Here is a 16,817-nt window from a genome sequence, read left to right on the forward strand (position 1 = left end):
CTTATGCGAAAAAATTATTATTTCACATCTGTTCTAATCCTACTGGCAGGCTGTGCTGTTCTGCTTGCCGCCTGTGATGTGATTACAGCCCAAAACATTACGAATACCGGTACTGCACAAGGCATGAATGGCGGGGGAATGATGAATGGTGGCCCAGGCATGAACGGAGGAATGCAGAGAGGCGGAGGCATGAATGACCGAACAGGTGGACCGGATGATATGCATGGTGCAATGAATGCTGATCTCACAGGCAGGATTATCTCCATAGACGGAGATACCGTTACTGTAGCATTACTTGAGTTTCAAGGCTTCTCTTCACAGAACTCGACTAACCAGGGTCAGCAGGACAGTGCTCCTGGCAGCGGAAGCAGGGAGATGAATGAAACTGGCGTGGAAATGAAATTAAAGCTGAATGTGGATGTTAGCATCACTGAAGGTATGGAGATGGGAGGACGGGGTAACACCAGTTCAGATGCCAACGGGGCAATTCAGGTATCTGATCTGAAAGAGGGAGATGTCGTCATGGTATGGTATAAGGAAAACACGGAGACAGTGGAACGAATGGCAGTTGTCCAGTCTGAATAAGTGATGAAGACAGCGGCAAAGAGATTTGGCGAGAAGATTTGAATTTGGTCCACCTTAAATGAGCACAGGCTATTCCCGGTAAAAGGGAGAGTCCTGTGCTCTTTCTCTTTATGTATTCTCAGATCTAGTCCAGACTTAGATCAAAATCAGGCTCACACATGTAATCGATCGGATAGAGATCATCTCTGGCTGAAATTAATGCACGAAGGTGAAGATAAACATGGTTGGGCTGTACGACCACGCCATCCATACGATAGGGAGCAAGTTCAGCAACGACGAACACGTCTTCCGCAGCGTTACATTTGAAAATGACGTTATTCGGGTTACATACTTCCTCCATGTAGCTGTAAGTCATCACGTGATAAGCTTGTCCACGCCAATTGGTTTTGATGACTTTATAGGATTGTGTTGCCACAAGATCAATATAGCGTTCCAAGGGAAACGTATGTTCAAATTGTGTGATGTACCCTTTTTCATCCACATCAATTGTAAATTCCACATCATAGCTCACGTGAAACTCTTCCTTATAGGTTCCCTTCATGATTTTCATAGCATCCAAATGCGATCCAAAGTTAGTGTCTTCTATGTAGGGAATTGCAATGCGTTCAGGATCAACATGATCGGTAATTTGGCTGGTGCTTGAGATCCCTTTCATAAACTTCGATGGCTGAAGATTAATAGAACCAATCATTTTCCCAGCATATGCAGGGCCGCAGGTTATTCGCATAGTCATCTCCTTTGTTGTTCATCAGTAATTAGACGAAAGGCAATAGAGAAAGTTTCACGAGATTAAGGAATGACCCACCCTCATATCCTTATTTCCAAACGTTCTTCAATTTTGATACATTGTTTATATACGTTTCGGAGGTATAAAACATATGGAACATTCGCTTCAGGAGCTCATGCGCAATGCGAGAGCGGAAGAGAATACCTTTTTGTACATGCTTCATGAGGAAGCGCGTTTTGATCAGTCGTTATTCTGGAAATATGTGAATAGTATTATGGAACTGACCCGTCTCACTGCGGACCAACCGCTGAATCGGGAAGTGGCAAGCGCTGTCAGCTTCACCTATTCCAAAATCATGGAGTACCTGCAGTGGCATCACTCGGACACCGATGTCTACGAAATTGAACATTTTCCTTACGTATATGCCCATCACATGGTGAGCCTTCTCGGCGAAGTGGTTAACGGTTTTTACAAGGGGATTGTTCCGGGTGAATCCCGTTTCGATGAGGACTTTCCGAACCCGGTCTTCGCCGGCTTGGTGGCGAACGAGCAACCAGCAATACTGCAGCTGGGCTATTATAAACAAGAAACGAATGTGCACGCCCTCGGCTTCCGCGAGGAGGATGGGACGTACCGAATTGAGCTCAACGAAGAAGAGGACAGAGACCTGGTTGATTCCAAACTTAGCCGTCGGGAAGTAGAGGGAACCTATCTCTTCCATGCACCGGATGCCAGCAGCGCTCACCAATTATTTCATGAATGGGTAATGAGTACTTATGCACCCTACCGTTCTGCACTGAATCGATCATAATTGCGCCATCAGTTAATTAGGAGGATGAATATGTTATCTAGTAAAGTTATTGAGTTTTGCCAAGGTAAGGGCTGGTGGCATGAAGATGTACCGAAGGAGTATGAGGAAGCACTGCAGAAGCTGAATATTGATCTTCAGTCGGATTTTGCGCAGTTTTATCTGCATGCAGATGATGGCCCGACCTTCTATAGCAGGCATCAGGAGATCTATCAGATCTGCTGGGTGATGGAGAATACCGTGTACTTGGAAGACATGACGGTGGCCCAGCTCACGCTGGGATTGCCTGAAGCTTACATACCGCTGGACAGCTTCGAAGGGGAAGGCGGATTCTTCTATAACCGGCAGACGGGTGAAGTGGTGCTGGTAGAGCTTGGGGAGTCGATCGAACGCTTTTTGAGCGGCGAGAGCAGCCCACAGTGGCCTGGTTTTAATACATTCCTGGAATGGTATTTTCAACTGGAGGAGGAGAAGGCGCTATGAAGGAATTGACACCGGAACATCCCGAACTGGAGAAACAGATTATTGAAACTGTTGAAGCAGGCAATGTGCTGGACGACACGCAGCAGCATGAACAGGCCCTGATCTATTATGATCAGGCATGGGGAATGTTACCCGAGCCGAAGACAGACTGGGAAATAGCCAGCTGGATTGCTTCCTGTCACGCGAATGCACATATGAACTTGGGGCAGTATGCGCTGGCGAAGCCCTGGGCGGAATTATCGCTGCAAACACGAGGGTCAGATATTAATACGGGTCCGCTCATTGAGCTGGGGACCGTCTGCATGAGACTGGAACAGCATGACGAGGCGTATTCTTATCTGCATCAGGCTTATGAGTACGGTAAAGAACGTGCTTTTCAGGGCAGCCCGCCTGATGTGCTGCACTATTACAAGGAACAGAAGCTGAAGCATGAACGAAACTGATTCTGCTGGATCACAAAAAGAAAAGGGTACCCTGTCAGCCAAATCATTATTGGCTTTGGGTTACCCTTCTTTTATTTTTCAAAATCATACTGGAATGGAGGGGGTAGAGTATGATCGTTCACTCACTTAATCTTTCGCCCCATAAGGGAAAAATTCTTCCACCAGATCCTGTGGCGAGATGGATACGAAGACATGATCCAGCTCGGTCTTGCTGGCAAAATCCATAATGTCCTCGGTGTAATACCTCGGATCAATGACGTAAATCTCGGACACGACCGTGGATAGGAAGGAGATCATCGGCACGGCGAGCGAGTCCTTGATGAACATGACTTTCAGTCCATTCGGGTTATCCTTGTTCACCACATGAACAATGCCCTGATTGCCGTACAGATACGTGAAGTACTTGTCCGCAGTCAGATCGTAAGTTGCTCCCTGCACGTTGAGCGGATACGTAGTGAGCAGCGCATCCTCGAAGCGTCCGTTAAGTGTGGCTTCGGTCTCGCCGGTCTTGAAGTAAAAGGAATAGTTCGTCTTAAACTTCGGATAGATCAGGTCGAAGTCATCTGCACCCGCGAAGTATTTACCAGCCTTGCGGCCCTGCGATCCGATAAAGATGTCTTCGTATGGAAGCACATTGTAGTTATGGATATCCGTGAAATAATGATACGGGTCCAGCGGCTTGGTGTACATGCCGTCCAGATGATTCACAAGCTGGCCGAAGGCCCAAAACGCCGTCTTGATTTTCCAGTGATGGTCGGTCGTAAAGAACAGATCCTTCGCCGGTATACCGCTCTCCAGCAAACCCTCCCGCAGATCGAGGGTATCAATGCCATCCTGCTTCAGATTGGCCAGAAAGCCATCGGCAGTTTCATTGTTATAGTTGTAGGGAATGCCTTCCGGGAACGTGGTATAGCCACGCACGTATTTGTCCGGAGTCATGACGTAAGTCAGCTTCGTTTGTGGATCCAACTGTTCTCCAAGCGCAGCAACCCGGTCGGACAGATCCTTTGTGTACGTTGGACCGGTGGCAAAGTAGGTATAGTGCAGCTTGCCCTCCATGTCTTTGACAACCTCGAAATTATTCTCCTCGTTTTTCCACATCAGGGATTGCAAGTATCCATAGGCTTCCACGAAGCCAAACTTTTCAAAAACATGTTCATTGATGTCCGCATCAAGCTGATGGATCAGTCCTTTGGTTTCAGAAATATCGTAGTCTCCGGATGCCAGCGTTTGTTTAATCGGACCGAAGGATTGAATGATATTCAGAACAGAGAGCGTCACCAGCACGAGAATGAAGAGGAAAGCGGTGATTCTCTTTTTGGCAAGAAAGTTATGCATGCTTGTGTGCCTTCTCTCAGAAATTAAAATAGATAAACGGATTATATGTACCCTTGACCAGATACGATACACAGACCAGGAACAAGAGAATGATTGTCAGCGGATAAACCAGCTCCAGCGGTTTGCGGAAACGGGCGCCATCGACCATCAATTTGTTCATCCGGGTGGCGATTGGCATGCAGAACAGAATGCCTGGAATGAAGAAGAATGCATATTCCTTGAGGAACATCCCTGTTGTATCGCTCCAGAACCCATTGCCGTACAGCCCAAACATATTGCCCAGATAGTGACCTGCCTGCAGGAGATCCGGTGACCGGAAGATGACCCAGCCAATCACAACAATAAACATGGCGTAGAGATGCCGCAGCGGGATGAAACGTGTTCCTTTGTCAAAGCTGAAGATTTTCTCCAGCGCGATGAACGCGAAGTTAATTAATCCCCACACGACGAATGTCCACTCCGCACCATGCCATACGCCGGTAAGTCCCCAGACGATCAGCAGGTTGCGAATCATTTTATCCTTGTTGGTGACACGGGAACCGCCCAGCGGGAAGTATACATATTCCTTGAACCAGGTACCGAGCGAGATATGCCAGCGGCGCCAGAATTCGGTGATGGATTTGGAGATGTACGGATATCGGAAGTTTTCCTCGAACTTGAAGCCGAACATCAATGCCAGACCAATGGCCATGTCGGAATATCCGGAGAAGTCAAAATAAATCTGCAGCGTATAGGCAATCGCCCCAAGCCACGCCAGACTGGAGGACACTTCCGATGTGCCTCCCATGCTGAAGATGTGATCAGCGACAATAGCCATGCTGTTCGATAACAGCACCTTTTTGCCCAAGCCCACAATGAACCTGCAGCAGCCTACCGCGAACTTGTCCCAGCTTTCTTTACGGTTCACCATCTGATCCGCAATCGTGTTGTACCGCAGAATCGGTCCGGCAACGAGCTGAGGGAAGAAGGAGATGTACAATGCCACGTAAAAGAGATTTTTCTGTACAGCGCCGTGTCCACGATAGACATCAATGACGTAAGAGATGCCGTGGAAAGTGAAGAAGGAGATACCCAGCGGCAGTGCGATGTTCGGAATGCTGAGTCCAAAGCTCGTATTTTCGTTCACAATACGCAGCGCAAAAGCTAGATATTTGAACACAAACAGCATGCCGAGGTTGACGATCAGCATCATCGTAATGATGGTATAGGCTGCATTGCGCCTTTCCCTGAACTTGTCCACGAGCAGAGCGAAGACATAGTTGAAACAGATGGAGGCCAGCATGATCAGGACGAACCAGGGTTCACCCCAAGCATAGAAGAATAAACTCGCGACAAGCAGCAGCATGTTTTTGAGCGTAACCGAGAATCTCAGTATGTAATAGAGCCCGAGTACAAGCGGCAGAAAGTAAAATAAAAAGACTACACTGGAAAAGAGCACTGCCTTTCCTCCTTGAGGATCATATAAGAATGCAGCATGCATTAACACTAAATTAAGGCAGGCTGTACTCACATCCTGGGATGTGGTCCAGCCTGCCGCAGTTCAGCTACATGCTGAATGGACGTCTTGCCCGGCGCTGCTCGCGGCGGGCACGCCTTTGTTGGGCACGAGGTGTGTTCCTGCCCTTCCGCCACAGCCAGTAGGCCACAAGCGTGAGGATTCCGGCTGCCGACAGGGCAATGCGGATAAGCCATACCATCCACGGCTTCATCAGCGGATCGGCGGGGTTTACCACCTTCGTTACCTGATCAGGAGACGGAATGGCGCGCTTCGTTCCATCCTTCTCCTGTACATTCATGGCCGTAGAACGGTCCAAGATAACGGGATAAGTCAGGTTCCATTTTCCGTTCACCAGTGCGCGTATGGTGAGACTTTCAGGTTGAACGGCAGTCTGGAGTGTAAGTAAGCCATCCGGTGTAATGGATGCCCCCTGCACAGGACTGTCCAGCTGAAAGGATGCATTCGAAATCCCTTTGCTGGAAGAAGAGTGAACTTCATATTGTGCAATCGATTCACCAGCCTCCGGCTTCACCATTCGTTCTTCTCCCGTGATCTGCAGCGTGGTTAGCTCATTCTCTGCTGAGGCTTGCTTCCGGGATACCGGCTTGATGTTTCCGACCCGTAAGTTTAGCTTGGCATTCTCGGTGGTAGTCGTCGTAATGCCCCAGCCGGTGATTTTGCCCAGCTTGACCTGGCCTGCTGTCTTAGCCTTGTCCTGAACCATCAGACTGGAGAAGGGAATGCGGATCTGTCCGACAAAGCCTGGCTCCAGTTCAATCAGACCTGCGGTAGGGTGAACCAACGTTGCTTCCTTGGTTGCCTTCGGAACGACGATGACATTTCGGTTATCCGCTACGGTAAGGGAGCTCTGATCAGCCCGGGTGATAACGACATTGAATGGTAATGTCATCTCCGATTCATTTCGAATGGAGAAGGTCAACGCACCGTAGCTTGACCAGTCCCTGTTCCGCAGTTCATAGATGTAAGCGGAATAATAGCCTTTTTTGAGTCCCTCGGTAGTGGTTTGGATCTGTATACTGCCGTTCTTATCGATATGGGTATCTACTTGGGTCCCGTTGTTCCATTCACGAAGCGTACTTTCGCTCAGCTTAAGCTGTTGTGCTTGAACAGCCTGAACTGGAAGCAGACTCCATAATGCAGCGAAACTGGCGGCAAGTATAAGTTGTTTCCACTTTTTGATCATGTGTACCTTGCCTCCGCTCTATAAATAAGCCATCTCGTTGAGTTCATCATTTGAGACGCTTTTGTCTTTGGATGTGACATTTGATCGGCCTGACTGCTGCTGCTCTCTATTCCACTGTGTAAGTAAAGACTCGAGAGCGGCCATCTGATGCTTGCGGGCGATGTCCTGGATGTTGGTCACCCGATACAGGTTACCTCGTTTGTTCCGCAGGGATTGTACCCATACACACTCCAGTGTCAGGTCGTCGCTAATGGGCAGATCGATCTCATAGCTCAATTCTTGGCGGGACGTCTCGAGCAAAACATACTCATAGTTGAAATCAAGCAGGGTAACCGTTCCATGTGTGGACGTATCCACCGTACGGTTCAATGCAATACGTGCCAGCTTCCGGTTAGACATGAATTCACTCTGACCCCGGCGCACGAAATTCAGACGAATATCCTCAAATGTGCTGATATCCTTGTCCAGCTTCTGCGGCAGCGTCGGCTCACGATCATAGATCAAGTGCAGCAGCTGCCGCTGCTGCTCTTCTGTCATTTCCTTGACGGTAAAAGCATACTTCCAGCGATTTCCGATGGATGCCACATGAGCGATCTTGCCTGTGAATTCACTTGCATATCGATCGTTAACCAGCCTGATGCCGACCTCCATATCACTCGGAATATATTTCGGCGTATCCAGCATCACGGATATTCCGCCTTCGGAGAGATCATGCGTCAAGCAGGAGATCGTCTCGCCTTCGGTCGTAATGGTGCAGTCCACAGAAGCGAGTGAACGCTCGTGGTTCCGGAACACTTTACGTCCCGCTAGGAAGAAGATGGACATCATGATGTTGTAGAAATTGATCAGCAGCCAGTACAGCACGACCAGGAAACCGATGGTGCCCTGACTGAACGTCCAGTGAATGCAGTTCACGATACCGATGATGGACAGCACGGCCAGGATGAGATGGGGAATCATTTGTTTTATTTTGTATTTACGGTCATCGTTTTGCGCACCATCCTTGCGGGTAACGACGAATTTGTTCATCGTCATGCCAAGCGTCTCCATAATAACGGCAGGCAGCAGGGACGGGAACAGGATCGTTTCATAGACGTTGGTCCATTTGGTTGTTCGAATATTGCCCGACAGCATGCGCAGACAGGTATTGGTCAGGAGATACATCGGCAGCCAAAAAATCAAAATTTCAAGTATTGTGCATTTCACAACAAGAATGCCGAAGACGGCAAACAGAATCGGCGACATGATATACAGCAATCTCTTCAGCCCGGAATACCAGTAGGTTATGGAAGAGATATAATTTAATTTTTGGGCAAAACTCAAACCTTTCTTGAACAGCAGATTCATCTTCTTACCTGTCTGGATACAACCGCGTGCCCAGCGCTGACGCTGCTTGATTAAGCTCTTCAAGTCGCCAGGGGCAAGGCCGGATGCCAGTACCTTGTTGGTTGCGAAGCAGCGATACCCTTTGCTCTGCATTTCTATGCCTGTTGCAAAATCCTCCGTAATGGAACCTGTGTAGAAGCCCCCTACGTCTTCCAATGCCTGTCTGGAGAGCACGGTATTGGTTCCGCCGTAGATTACGGAATTGGATTTGTTGCGTCCAACCTGCACGTCACGGTAGAAATAATCCTGCTCATTCGGAATCCGGTTCTCGGAGTACAGATTGTACTGGAATTGATCGGGATTGTAGAAGCTTTGCGGTGTCTGCACGAAACCGATCTTTTCTCCTGTCAGAAAATACGGAACACAGGACGTCAGAAAATCATGCTTCGGAATCATGTCGGCATCAAAGGTGACGATCAGGGGGGAAGAAGTATGTTTCATGGCGTTGTTGAGATTACCAGCCTTGGCGTGTTTGTGCTCAGTCCGGGTCAGGTAGTTAATGCCCAGATGGGCGGCAAGCTTCCGCATCTCGGGACGATTGGAATCGTCACACAAATGGATATGTACCTTGGAACGGTCCGGATAATCCATATTGAGACAGCCGTTAATCGTTTTGAAGAGAAGGGAAGTGGGTTCATTGTAAGTTGCAATAAAGACGTCCACATCCGGATATAACGACTCGTCTACGACGGGAAGCTCCGGGTATTCAAGCCGGGTCATATTGTAAAAGTGGACGGCCAGTTCGAACATGCCGATGAGTTCGACAATAAGGAGGGCAAGACCAGCGGTCACGGCGAGAGGGCCATGGCCGAAAGGAATGGTGAAGAACGTACGCCAAATGACGTAAATACAAGACATGATCACTGTAGCTGTGACCAGAATCTTGTTGCGTGTACTTAAATAATTCAATGGAATACCTCTCTCTGATGTTTCTGAAATGGAGCTGCGCTGGAACCAAAAAGAACGTGCTTATTGTACTAAAGCATTCTGAACAAATTCTGAAAAAAACAATAGGACCCCTGCGGCGTAAGGGTTAATAAACAAGATTTATCCACTTAAATGTGTCGTATTATGATAATTATTGTAGTTATTTGTCGAATAATGCGCAATATGTTTATTGTTCTCTTACACTAAAATAGCTTGAGAACGAGTTGACAGAAGAGAGTGTATGGAAGAAAAAGGGGAATATGGGCAGCAAAAAAGCGAGCAAGAAGTGCTCGCCTTTTTTTCATCCATCTGCAGGAAAAACTGCAGGTGGCTTTCGTTATTGAATTAATCAGAAATGTTGCGCGTGTAATACTCAATAATATCCTTGCGCCGGATAATGCCAAGAAAGACGCGGTCCACGTCCACGACAGGCACGAAATTCTGGTCCGCTGCCAGTGTCAGCATATCCTCCATTTCTGCCTTGATGAAGACGCATTCATTATATACCCTGTTGCTAATCTCATGCACCTGGACCTGATCCATGTTATCAAAAGTCAGTCCGGGGGTGCTCCGCATTTTCCATAACAAATCGCCTTCGGACAGAGTCGCAACATATTTTCCGTCCTGATCAATCACGGGAATGGCGGTATAATGCTGTGCTTCAAGCTGTTCGAGTGCTTCCTTCATGGAAGCGGAGGACTTGATATAAGCCACTTCGTCTTTGGGGAGTAAAAAATAGCTGATTTCCATCATCGGGCTCCTTTGCCTGTAGTTTCACTCTCCTTATTTAAACATATTATGTGAGCATTCGGCTATTTTTAATGATAAATTCGTCAGATTTGTTCCATTGTTTCAGGAGCTCTGGAAATCTATAGTATATAGTAGAGGTGATCTGACTATGAAAAAATCAAAACGAAAAATCATATATGGCTTGCTCCCCCTTCTGTTCGCTGGCGGAATTGGAGCATATTTATACATGCAAAGCAGCAAGGCAGAGGAAGCGAAACCGGAGACAACCGTAGATCAATACATACAGCATCTGCAGAAGCAGGAATTTGATCAGCTATATACTTTAATGACGCCCGCGTCGCTGGAAGAGTCCGGCATGAACCGGGAACAGTTTGTAGAGAAGTACAGTGCCATCTATTCGGGAATGGAGGTCTCAGCCGTCAAGGCGGAAGTGAAGCCCAAGGTAACGGACACAGCGGAAAGTGGCAGTACATCAGAGAATCAGGACAAAGGGGAGCAGAACACGGGCAAACCGGATCAGAATCCGGATGCCTATGAAGTGGACTATAACTTGCACCTAACAACCTTCCTTGGGGAAGTAAACGAGACACAAACACTCAAGCTTGTCCGGCAGGAAACCGAGGACGGCACGAAAGTGTGGCGGATTAACTGGCAGCCTTCCATGATCCTGAGTGACATGATTAAAGGAAGCAAAGTCAGGGTGAAGACACTCTTGCCGGAACGCGGTGATATCGTGGACCGGGACGGTTTACCTCTTGCTACCAAGGGAACGGTGAACGAGTGGGGCATCGTGCCGGAGAAGCTGGGTGACAACCCGGATGCAATGATTGCCCGAATTGCGAAACATTATAAGGTGTCAGAAGATGTGATTAACAACGCCCTGTCCCAAAAGTGGGTGAAGCCGGAGTATTTTGTCCCCATCGGTTCAACTGAGGATTACAATATCCCTGAACAATTAAGTGGGGTGAAGCTGCAGTCCAAGGAAATCCGCTATTATCCGCTTGGTGCATCGGCTGCGCATCTGATTGGTTATGTGCGCAAGGTTACTCAGGAAGATCTGGAGAAGGATACGGAAGGATATTACCGTGCCGAGGATTGGATCGGAAGAGCCGGACTGGAGCAGTCCATGGAGAAGCAGCTCCGCGGCGAGCGCGGGGGCGTAATTGAAATCACGGACGAAGGCGGCAAAGTCCTCTCGGAGCTCATTCGCAAGGACGCGGTAAACGGACAAAAAGTGCAGTTGACCATCAGCGCGGAAACGCAGTCGGAACTGTATAAGGCGTTATCGAGTGACGGAGATGCCGGAGCAGCCGCGCTTATGAATCCGGTCGATGGAGACCTGCTCGCTTTGGCTAGTGCACCTGCCTACAATCCGAACAAAATGGTTACAGGACTCACTCAGGCGGAGTGGGATGCGTATTCTGCGGATGAACGGCTTCCTTTTATCAACCGATTCACCAACCGATATGCACCAGGTTCAACCTTCAAAGCGATTACGGCAGCCGCGGGATTAATGGAGAAGGTCACAACAGCGGACAAAACCCATGATATCTCCGGTTTGCAGTGGCGCAAGGATGAGAGCTGGGGCGGATATTATGTCAAGCGGGTGAAAAGTGTCACTCCGGTGAATATGGTTGATGCACTGGTCTATTCGGATAATATTTACTTTGCCCAAGAGGCGCTGGAGATGGGCAGCCAACGGTTTATTGAAGGTATCCAGAAGTTTGGTTTTGGAGATAACTTTGGCCTGGATGAATTGTACTTGAAGCCAAGTCAGTATGCGAATGAAGCGAATCTGGATCTGGCTTCCGAAGTATTGCTTGCCGACACGTCCTATGGACAGGGCGAAATGCTGATGTCGCCGATTCATCTGGCATCGTCCTTCACTCCTTTTATTAATGAAGGAAAAATGGTGAAGCCTGTTCTGATCAAGGGAAAAGAAACCTCCGAACCCGAGGTGATTATTACTCCTGAGGCTGCGAACACGGTCAAGGATGCCCTGGTCCAGGTGGTGGCCCGTTCGGGAGGAACGGCTCACACGCTGAGCTCGCTTCAGGGGGAGCTGGCAGCCAAGACCGGAACAGCCGAGCTGAAGGCGAAAAAGGGCGAAAACGGATTGGAGAACGGATTCGTTGTCGTGTTTGACACGCATTCCCCCAGCTTCCTGATCTCGGCAGTCATTGAAGGCGTGAATGGCCGGGGCGGCAGTCACTATGTGGTGGATAAGCTCAAGCCTTTCCTGAAGCAGCTGGAGTCTACTCCGTAAAACCTTTGCATTGACAGGCCCTGTACGGAATGTTATTTTGTGGTAGAATCTACTCTATTGGATTGAGGTGGTCGATGGTGGCTGTTCGCGCCAAGCAGATTTTTGTCAATTTACCTGTTAAGGATTTGAAGAAGTCGATTGAGTTTTTTACCAAAGTAGGATTTGAGTTTAATGAAAATTTTACGGATGAATCTGCTACCTGCATGATCATTGGGGACAATATCTATGCCATGCTGTTGGTGGAGGAACGGTTTCAATCCTTTATTAACAAGGAAATCTCAAATGCGGCGAATACGGCGGAAGTGATTGTAGCCTTATCGGTGGATAGCCGCGAAGAGGTGGATACCATCGTCCAAGCTGCCCTGGATGCCGGCGCTAAGCCATATAATGATCCCCAGGATCATGGATTCATGTATGGATGGAGTTTTCAGGATCCGGATGATCACCTCTGGGAAGTTACCTATATGGACCTTAGCGCATTTCCAACACAAGAGTAGAGTAGAACATATTTGGATAGATCACGCCTTCCTACTATATAGTAGGGAGGTTTTTTGTCTATTTCTATAAAACTACACATTCACACATCCAGATCGATATGGACATGAATAGGATAACGCAGGTTTGAAAAACGATTGACAGGGAGATGGCCATGACTCGTTCAAACGTGAAAAGTTATCGTTACCGTGTGGGGAAAAGGCAATATATTGTCATTCAGATTCACCAAACCGCCAAAGGGTATGCCGAGACAGGCAATGTGCTCGCAAGTAACGCCGTAAATATACAGATCAAGAAGCAGAAGGGCCGGCGTTCATCGAGCAAAAGATAAACGGGTCGCTCGGGTAGTATTGATGAGCAGATCCGGAGCAACGTAACATTACGGGATATATCATCATAGGGGGATGGTACGATGAGCACACGAAAGAGACAGAAGCATGCGAAACAGGTTAACCGGGTAGAGGTGGACAAAAGCCGTTTGAAATTCCAGGCTCGTCAGTCAGCCAAAGCTTCTGTTGGACAGGGCGGAAATGCATTTGCCATCAATGCGAATGAACTGGGTAACATTCGGGTACGTGCAGGACAACAGGGGTGAATTACAAAGGGATACCGTGCGGGCGGCATCCCTTTTTTATATCCACCAGCAAGGCACCATTTACATCAGAATAACATATGGTGTATTTTACCTTTTTGCTATATGATAAGTGTCGATTCATGTAAAAACAGCAAACATACATACGTTCTTTTTGATGGAGGGATCAGGGTGTATTGTCACGTATGTGGGACCAAAAGCAGTCCGGGGGATAGCACGTGCAGAAAGTGTAGAACGAAATTATTAGATCCAAGCTCTACAGAGGAACAGATTTGGGCCGAAACCGCAGTGGGTCTGGAGACCGGAACGGGAGACACAGATCATTCGTTATCGAGACAACAGCAGCCTGCACCCCAGCAGAGCCATAAAGGTCCGGGGCGCGCATTCAGCTGGATCATCCCGCTGCTGCTGGCAGCGTTAATGGGAGCGCTGCTGACTTATTATTACAACCAGGAAAGCAGTGTGAATGCAGAGGTACAATTGCTGCATCAACAAGCGGAAAAGGCAGCGCTGAACGGGGAATATGCAGAAGCTCTGCAGCTGCTGGACATAGCCATCGCCAAACGCCCGAACTACAATGCGCTGATGCAGGATCGCCAGATTACGGCGAAAGCGTCCAATCTGATGAATCAGTTGGATGAAGCAGCGGTGAGTTTGAAGACAGGCAAACTGTCCGCAGGAGATAAAACCATTCAGGCGGTAGCCAAAGAACTGAAAGAGCGGGAGGAACCCGTTTTTGGCAAGGTACGAGCAGCATTGAACAATAGAAAGGTCACACTTTCCGTATTGAAGGTGAAGAAGGAAATCGATGGTTTGACCACTGTAGAGGCTCTCGCGGAGAAGCTGGATACGGTGTCGAAGCTGAAAGGCAATGAAGCCCAGGCTGTTCAGAAACAAATTATCGACAAGCTGGCGGGGATTAGCTATAAGCAGGCAGAACAGCAAGTGAAGAAAAAGGATTTTACGGCTGCCCTGCAGACCGTGGATCAAGGACTGTCCTATGCACCGGAGGATGACAAACTTACCGCATACCGGGAGCGGGTGCTGAGTGAGAAAAAGGCGTTTGAGAAAGCGGAAGCGGAACGGATTCAATTGGCTGAGCAGCAGGCTGCCGAAGAGGATTTGAAAAATCGGACGGCGGCCGTAAGCGTCGTTAACGTGGATGCGGCACTGGATAACTATGGAGACCTGTACATTAGCGGTTCAATCGTAAACAATGCGACGAGACCGATCTCCTCCGTTACGATTATGGTTGATATCTATGGAACGGATGGCACCTATCTGGGTCAGACCTATGTCGATGTGTATCCAAGCTGGCTGGAAGTGGGCGAAGAAGGTTTCTTCGAAACCTACTATTATGGGGTGTACGAGGAAGCACAAGTCTCTGTTGTGAATGCAACGTGGTATCTGGAATAGGAGGACAGGTTGGAATGGCCAAACGAACATGGAGTACGATCATATCCTGTGCCATCATTATTGGTGCGGGAGCAGGAGGCGTGTTCTGGATACATCAGCATTCGGAGAAGCAGTTGCAGGGTGGCCCCAGACTGGCTGTCGTCGCAGCGCAGGAAGCAGAAACGAAGACAGCGAAGACGGCTTCCGATTCCAATGTGAAGAAGACACGCAAACAGATCATTGAAGATAGCCAGAAGAAGGTAGTAACGATTGAGAGCGGCATCGGGCTGGGTTCGGGCTTTCTCTACAACGACAAAGGCGATGTGATAACCAACGCGCATGTGGTGGAAGGCTCCAAAGAGGTAACGGTCCGCACACTTAACCATGAGGAATATCAAGGAACAGTGATTGGAATCGGGGAAGAGACAGATGTGGCTGTTGTCCGAGTGCCGGGTTTACAAAAGCTTACACCGCTAACCATTGCCAAATCCAAAGCCGAGACCGGAGACGAGGTATTGGCATTGGGAAGTCCTCTGGGGCTTGAAAATACAGTGACCACAGGCATTATTAGCGGTGTGGGCCGGAGCTTCGAAATTCCGCCATACATTTACAGTAACCTGTATCAGATCTCGGCTCCTATTACGCATGGCAACAGCGGGGGACCGTTGATCCACGCGGAGACAGGTGAAGTACTCGGCATTAATTCCGCTGTTGTGGAGCAGGAGGGCGGCATTGGTTTCAGCATTCCGATCACCAGTGTATTGAAGCAGGTTCAGGCCTGGTCCGAGAAGCCCAACGCGACAACGGTAGTACAGACGAATGGTGGAGGTAACAAGGCAGCATCAGGAACCTCTGCCGAAGCAGAGGGATTGGTGACCAGCTTCTATCTGAGTCTGAACGAGAGTGATTACGTTACCGCTTATGCACTGCTGGGCAGTGAATGGCAGAGCGGTACGAGTTATGCCAAGTTCCGCGAAGGATACCTGAATACAAGCTATGTAACGATTAGCGGAATTTCTTCCTCCAATAATGGGAATGATGAGATGGAAGTTACGGCTACCATTACGGCGGATGAACGCAGGGACGGCGAATATGTGACCTCGAAGTATAAGGTTACGTATCAGCTCGGTTACGAGAATGGCCAGTTGAAAATATTGCATGGACAGGGGAAAAAGATTAAATAATTCAATCAAAGGAGAATCGGCACCCGGGCCATTCTCCTTTTGTATTGCCAAACTTCCAGCGATCTGTTAAAATACAGAACGAATGTTCAGTATGTAAGAGAGAGAGTGATGGTATGAACAAAAAGCAACTTCAAACCGAGCAGACCAAGAAAAAACTTGCGGATGCCTCAAGAGCTCTTTTTGTACAAAAAGGCTATAAAGCGACGTCCATTGAAGATATTGTGGCTGCGACTGGCAGCAGCAAAGGAAATATTTATTACCATTTTAAAAGCAAAGAAGGCCTCTTTCTCTATCTGATTGATGAGTGGGATCGGGAGTGGGAAGAGAACTGGGCTTCCAAGGAACATCTCTACAAGACATCCACGGAGAAGATCCATGGACTGATGGAGCAGCTTGTTCTGGATGACATGAACCACCCGCTGACGAAGGCAGCCGATGAGTTTTTCACGGGGGAAAAGAAGGAGAACGATATTGAGGAGCGCATTGCCTTGATGTTCGAGCGGCATATCCAGTTCAACAGACAACTGGTTCAGCAGGGCATTGAGAACGGTGAGTTTAAGGAAGACAATGTCGATCATCTGGCGCTGATTCTGGAAAGTGCCATTATTGGACTTAGCCAATTGTCTCGCGGGATGAAGTCAGAAGAGGCGGTGGCTTTATATCGCCAAGCAGCAAATGTATTCTTACATGGAATCTCCATAAGCAAGGATTAAGATGGATTGAACACATCCATGAC

Annotated in this window: 17 protein-coding genes; 11 read left to right on the plus strand and 6 right to left on the minus strand. The window is 48.4% G+C overall.

The genetic code is table 11. The annotated features are described in order from the left end of the window. The first annotated feature begins 3 nt into the window (after positions 1–3). Positions 4–585 carry a hypothetical protein gene (locus tag PIL01S_RS16205; protein WP_127538393.1) on the plus strand — a complete coding sequence of 194 codons (582 nt, stop codon included), beginning with the start codon at positions 4–6 and terminating at the stop codon, positions 583–585. Between the two features lie 124 nt (positions 586–709). Here PIL01S_RS16205 and PIL01S_RS16210 read toward each other — a convergent pair whose 3' ends face one another. Then, a complete protein-coding gene (locus PIL01S_RS16210) occupies positions 710–1,312 on the minus strand; it encodes a hypothetical protein (protein WP_127538394.1) in 603 nt (200 codons plus the stop codon). Between the two features lie 151 nt (positions 1,313–1,463). Here PIL01S_RS16210 and PIL01S_RS16215 point away from each other — a divergent pair, with 151 nt between their 5' ends. From PIL01S_RS16215 to PIL01S_RS16225, 3 genes are read left to right on the plus strand one after another with little or no spacing between them, the layout of a single operon-like run. After that, a complete protein-coding gene (locus tag PIL01S_RS16215; RefSeq protein ID WP_127538395.1) occupies positions 1,464–2,123 on the plus strand; it encodes an Imm41 family immunity protein in 660 nt (219 codons plus the stop codon). A 30-nt stretch (positions 2,124–2,153) separates the two neighbouring features. Beyond that, positions 2,154–2,603 carry an SMI1/KNR4 family protein gene (locus PIL01S_RS16220; RefSeq protein ID WP_127538396.1) on the plus strand — a complete coding sequence of 150 codons (450 nt, stop codon included), beginning with the start codon at positions 2,154–2,156 and terminating at the stop codon, positions 2,601–2,603. Next, entirely contained in the window at positions 2,600–3,046 is a 447-nt protein-coding gene (locus PIL01S_RS16225) for a hypothetical protein (RefSeq protein ID WP_127538397.1), read from the plus strand. The genes PIL01S_RS16220 and PIL01S_RS16225 overlap by 4 nt, the downstream gene beginning before the upstream one ends. 126 nt (positions 3,047–3,172) lie before the next feature. On the opposite strand, the gene PIL01S_RS16230 is transcribed toward PIL01S_RS16225, so the two are convergent. The 5 genes from PIL01S_RS16230 to PIL01S_RS16250 form a co-directional block, all read right to left on the minus strand. Beyond that, positions 3,173–4,384 carry an alginate O-acetyltransferase AlgX-related protein gene (locus PIL01S_RS16230; protein ID WP_127538398.1) on the minus strand — a complete coding sequence of 404 codons (1,212 nt, stop codon included), beginning with the start codon at positions 4,382–4,384 and terminating at the stop codon, positions 3,173–3,175. A 16-nt stretch (positions 4,385–4,400) separates the two neighbouring features. Next, positions 4,401–5,822, minus strand: coding sequence for an MBOAT family O-acyltransferase (locus PIL01S_RS16235; RefSeq protein WP_127538399.1), 1,422 nt, complete (start codon positions 5,820–5,822; stop codon positions 4,401–4,403). A 106-nt stretch (positions 5,823–5,928) separates the two neighbouring features. After that, positions 5,929–7,086: a hypothetical protein gene (locus PIL01S_RS16240; protein WP_127538400.1), complete on the minus strand. Its 1,158-nt coding sequence runs from the start codon at positions 7,084–7,086 to the stop codon at positions 5,929–5,931. A gap of 18 nt (positions 7,087–7,104) precedes the next feature. Beyond that, positions 7,105–9,381 carry a glycosyltransferase gene (locus tag PIL01S_RS16245; RefSeq protein WP_218029831.1) on the minus strand — a complete coding sequence of 759 codons (2,277 nt, stop codon included), beginning with the start codon at positions 9,379–9,381 and terminating at the stop codon, positions 7,105–7,107. 363 nt (positions 9,382–9,744) lie between these two features. Next, a complete protein-coding gene (locus PIL01S_RS16250; RefSeq protein ID WP_095288594.1) occupies positions 9,745–10,149 on the minus strand; it encodes a CBS domain-containing protein in 405 nt (134 codons plus the stop codon). A gap of 148 nt (positions 10,150–10,297) precedes the next feature. On the opposite strand from PIL01S_RS16250, the gene pbp4 reads away from it, so the two are divergent. The 7 genes from pbp4 to PIL01S_RS16280 all read left to right on the plus strand — a co-directional run bounded on the left by pbp4 (position 10,298) and on the right by PIL01S_RS16280 (position 16,794). After that, a complete protein-coding gene (gene pbp4 / locus PIL01S_RS16255; RefSeq protein ID WP_127538401.1) occupies positions 10,298–12,415 on the plus strand; it encodes a penicillin-binding protein PBP4(5) in 2,118 nt (705 codons plus the stop codon). 77 nt (positions 12,416–12,492) lie between these two features. Next, a complete protein-coding gene (locus tag PIL01S_RS16260) occupies positions 12,493–12,912 on the plus strand; it encodes a VOC family protein (RefSeq protein ID WP_127538594.1) in 420 nt (139 codons plus the stop codon). Positions 12,913–13,064: 152 nt separating this feature from the next. Further along, positions 13,065–13,241, plus strand: a complete 177-nt coding sequence (locus tag PIL01S_RS29525) for a hypothetical protein (RefSeq protein ID WP_164764254.1) — start codon at positions 13,065–13,067, stop codon at positions 13,239–13,241. An 81-nt stretch (positions 13,242–13,322) separates the two neighbouring features. After that, positions 13,323–13,505: a hypothetical protein gene (locus PIL01S_RS16265; protein WP_095361005.1), complete on the plus strand. Its 183-nt coding sequence runs from the start codon at positions 13,323–13,325 to the stop codon at positions 13,503–13,505. 168 nt (positions 13,506–13,673) lie between these two features. Further along, positions 13,674–14,918, plus strand: a complete 1,245-nt coding sequence (locus PIL01S_RS16270) for an FxLYD domain-containing protein (RefSeq protein WP_127538402.1) — start codon at positions 13,674–13,676, stop codon at positions 14,916–14,918. A gap of 14 nt (positions 14,919–14,932) precedes the next feature. Next, positions 14,933–16,081, plus strand: coding sequence for a S1C family serine protease (locus tag PIL01S_RS16275; RefSeq protein WP_127538403.1), 1,149 nt, complete (start codon positions 14,933–14,935; stop codon positions 16,079–16,081). A 113-nt stretch (positions 16,082–16,194) separates the two neighbouring features. Next, positions 16,195–16,794 carry a TetR/AcrR family transcriptional regulator gene (locus PIL01S_RS16280; RefSeq protein ID WP_095288599.1) on the plus strand — a complete coding sequence of 200 codons (600 nt, stop codon included), beginning with the start codon at positions 16,195–16,197 and terminating at the stop codon, positions 16,792–16,794. Positions 16,795–16,817: the final 23 nt, after the last annotated feature.

This window comes from Paenibacillus illinoisensis NBRC 15959, assembly GCF_004000925.1.
Taxonomy (GTDB): Bacteria; Bacillota; Bacilli; order Paenibacillales; family Paenibacillaceae; genus Paenibacillus; species Paenibacillus illinoisensis.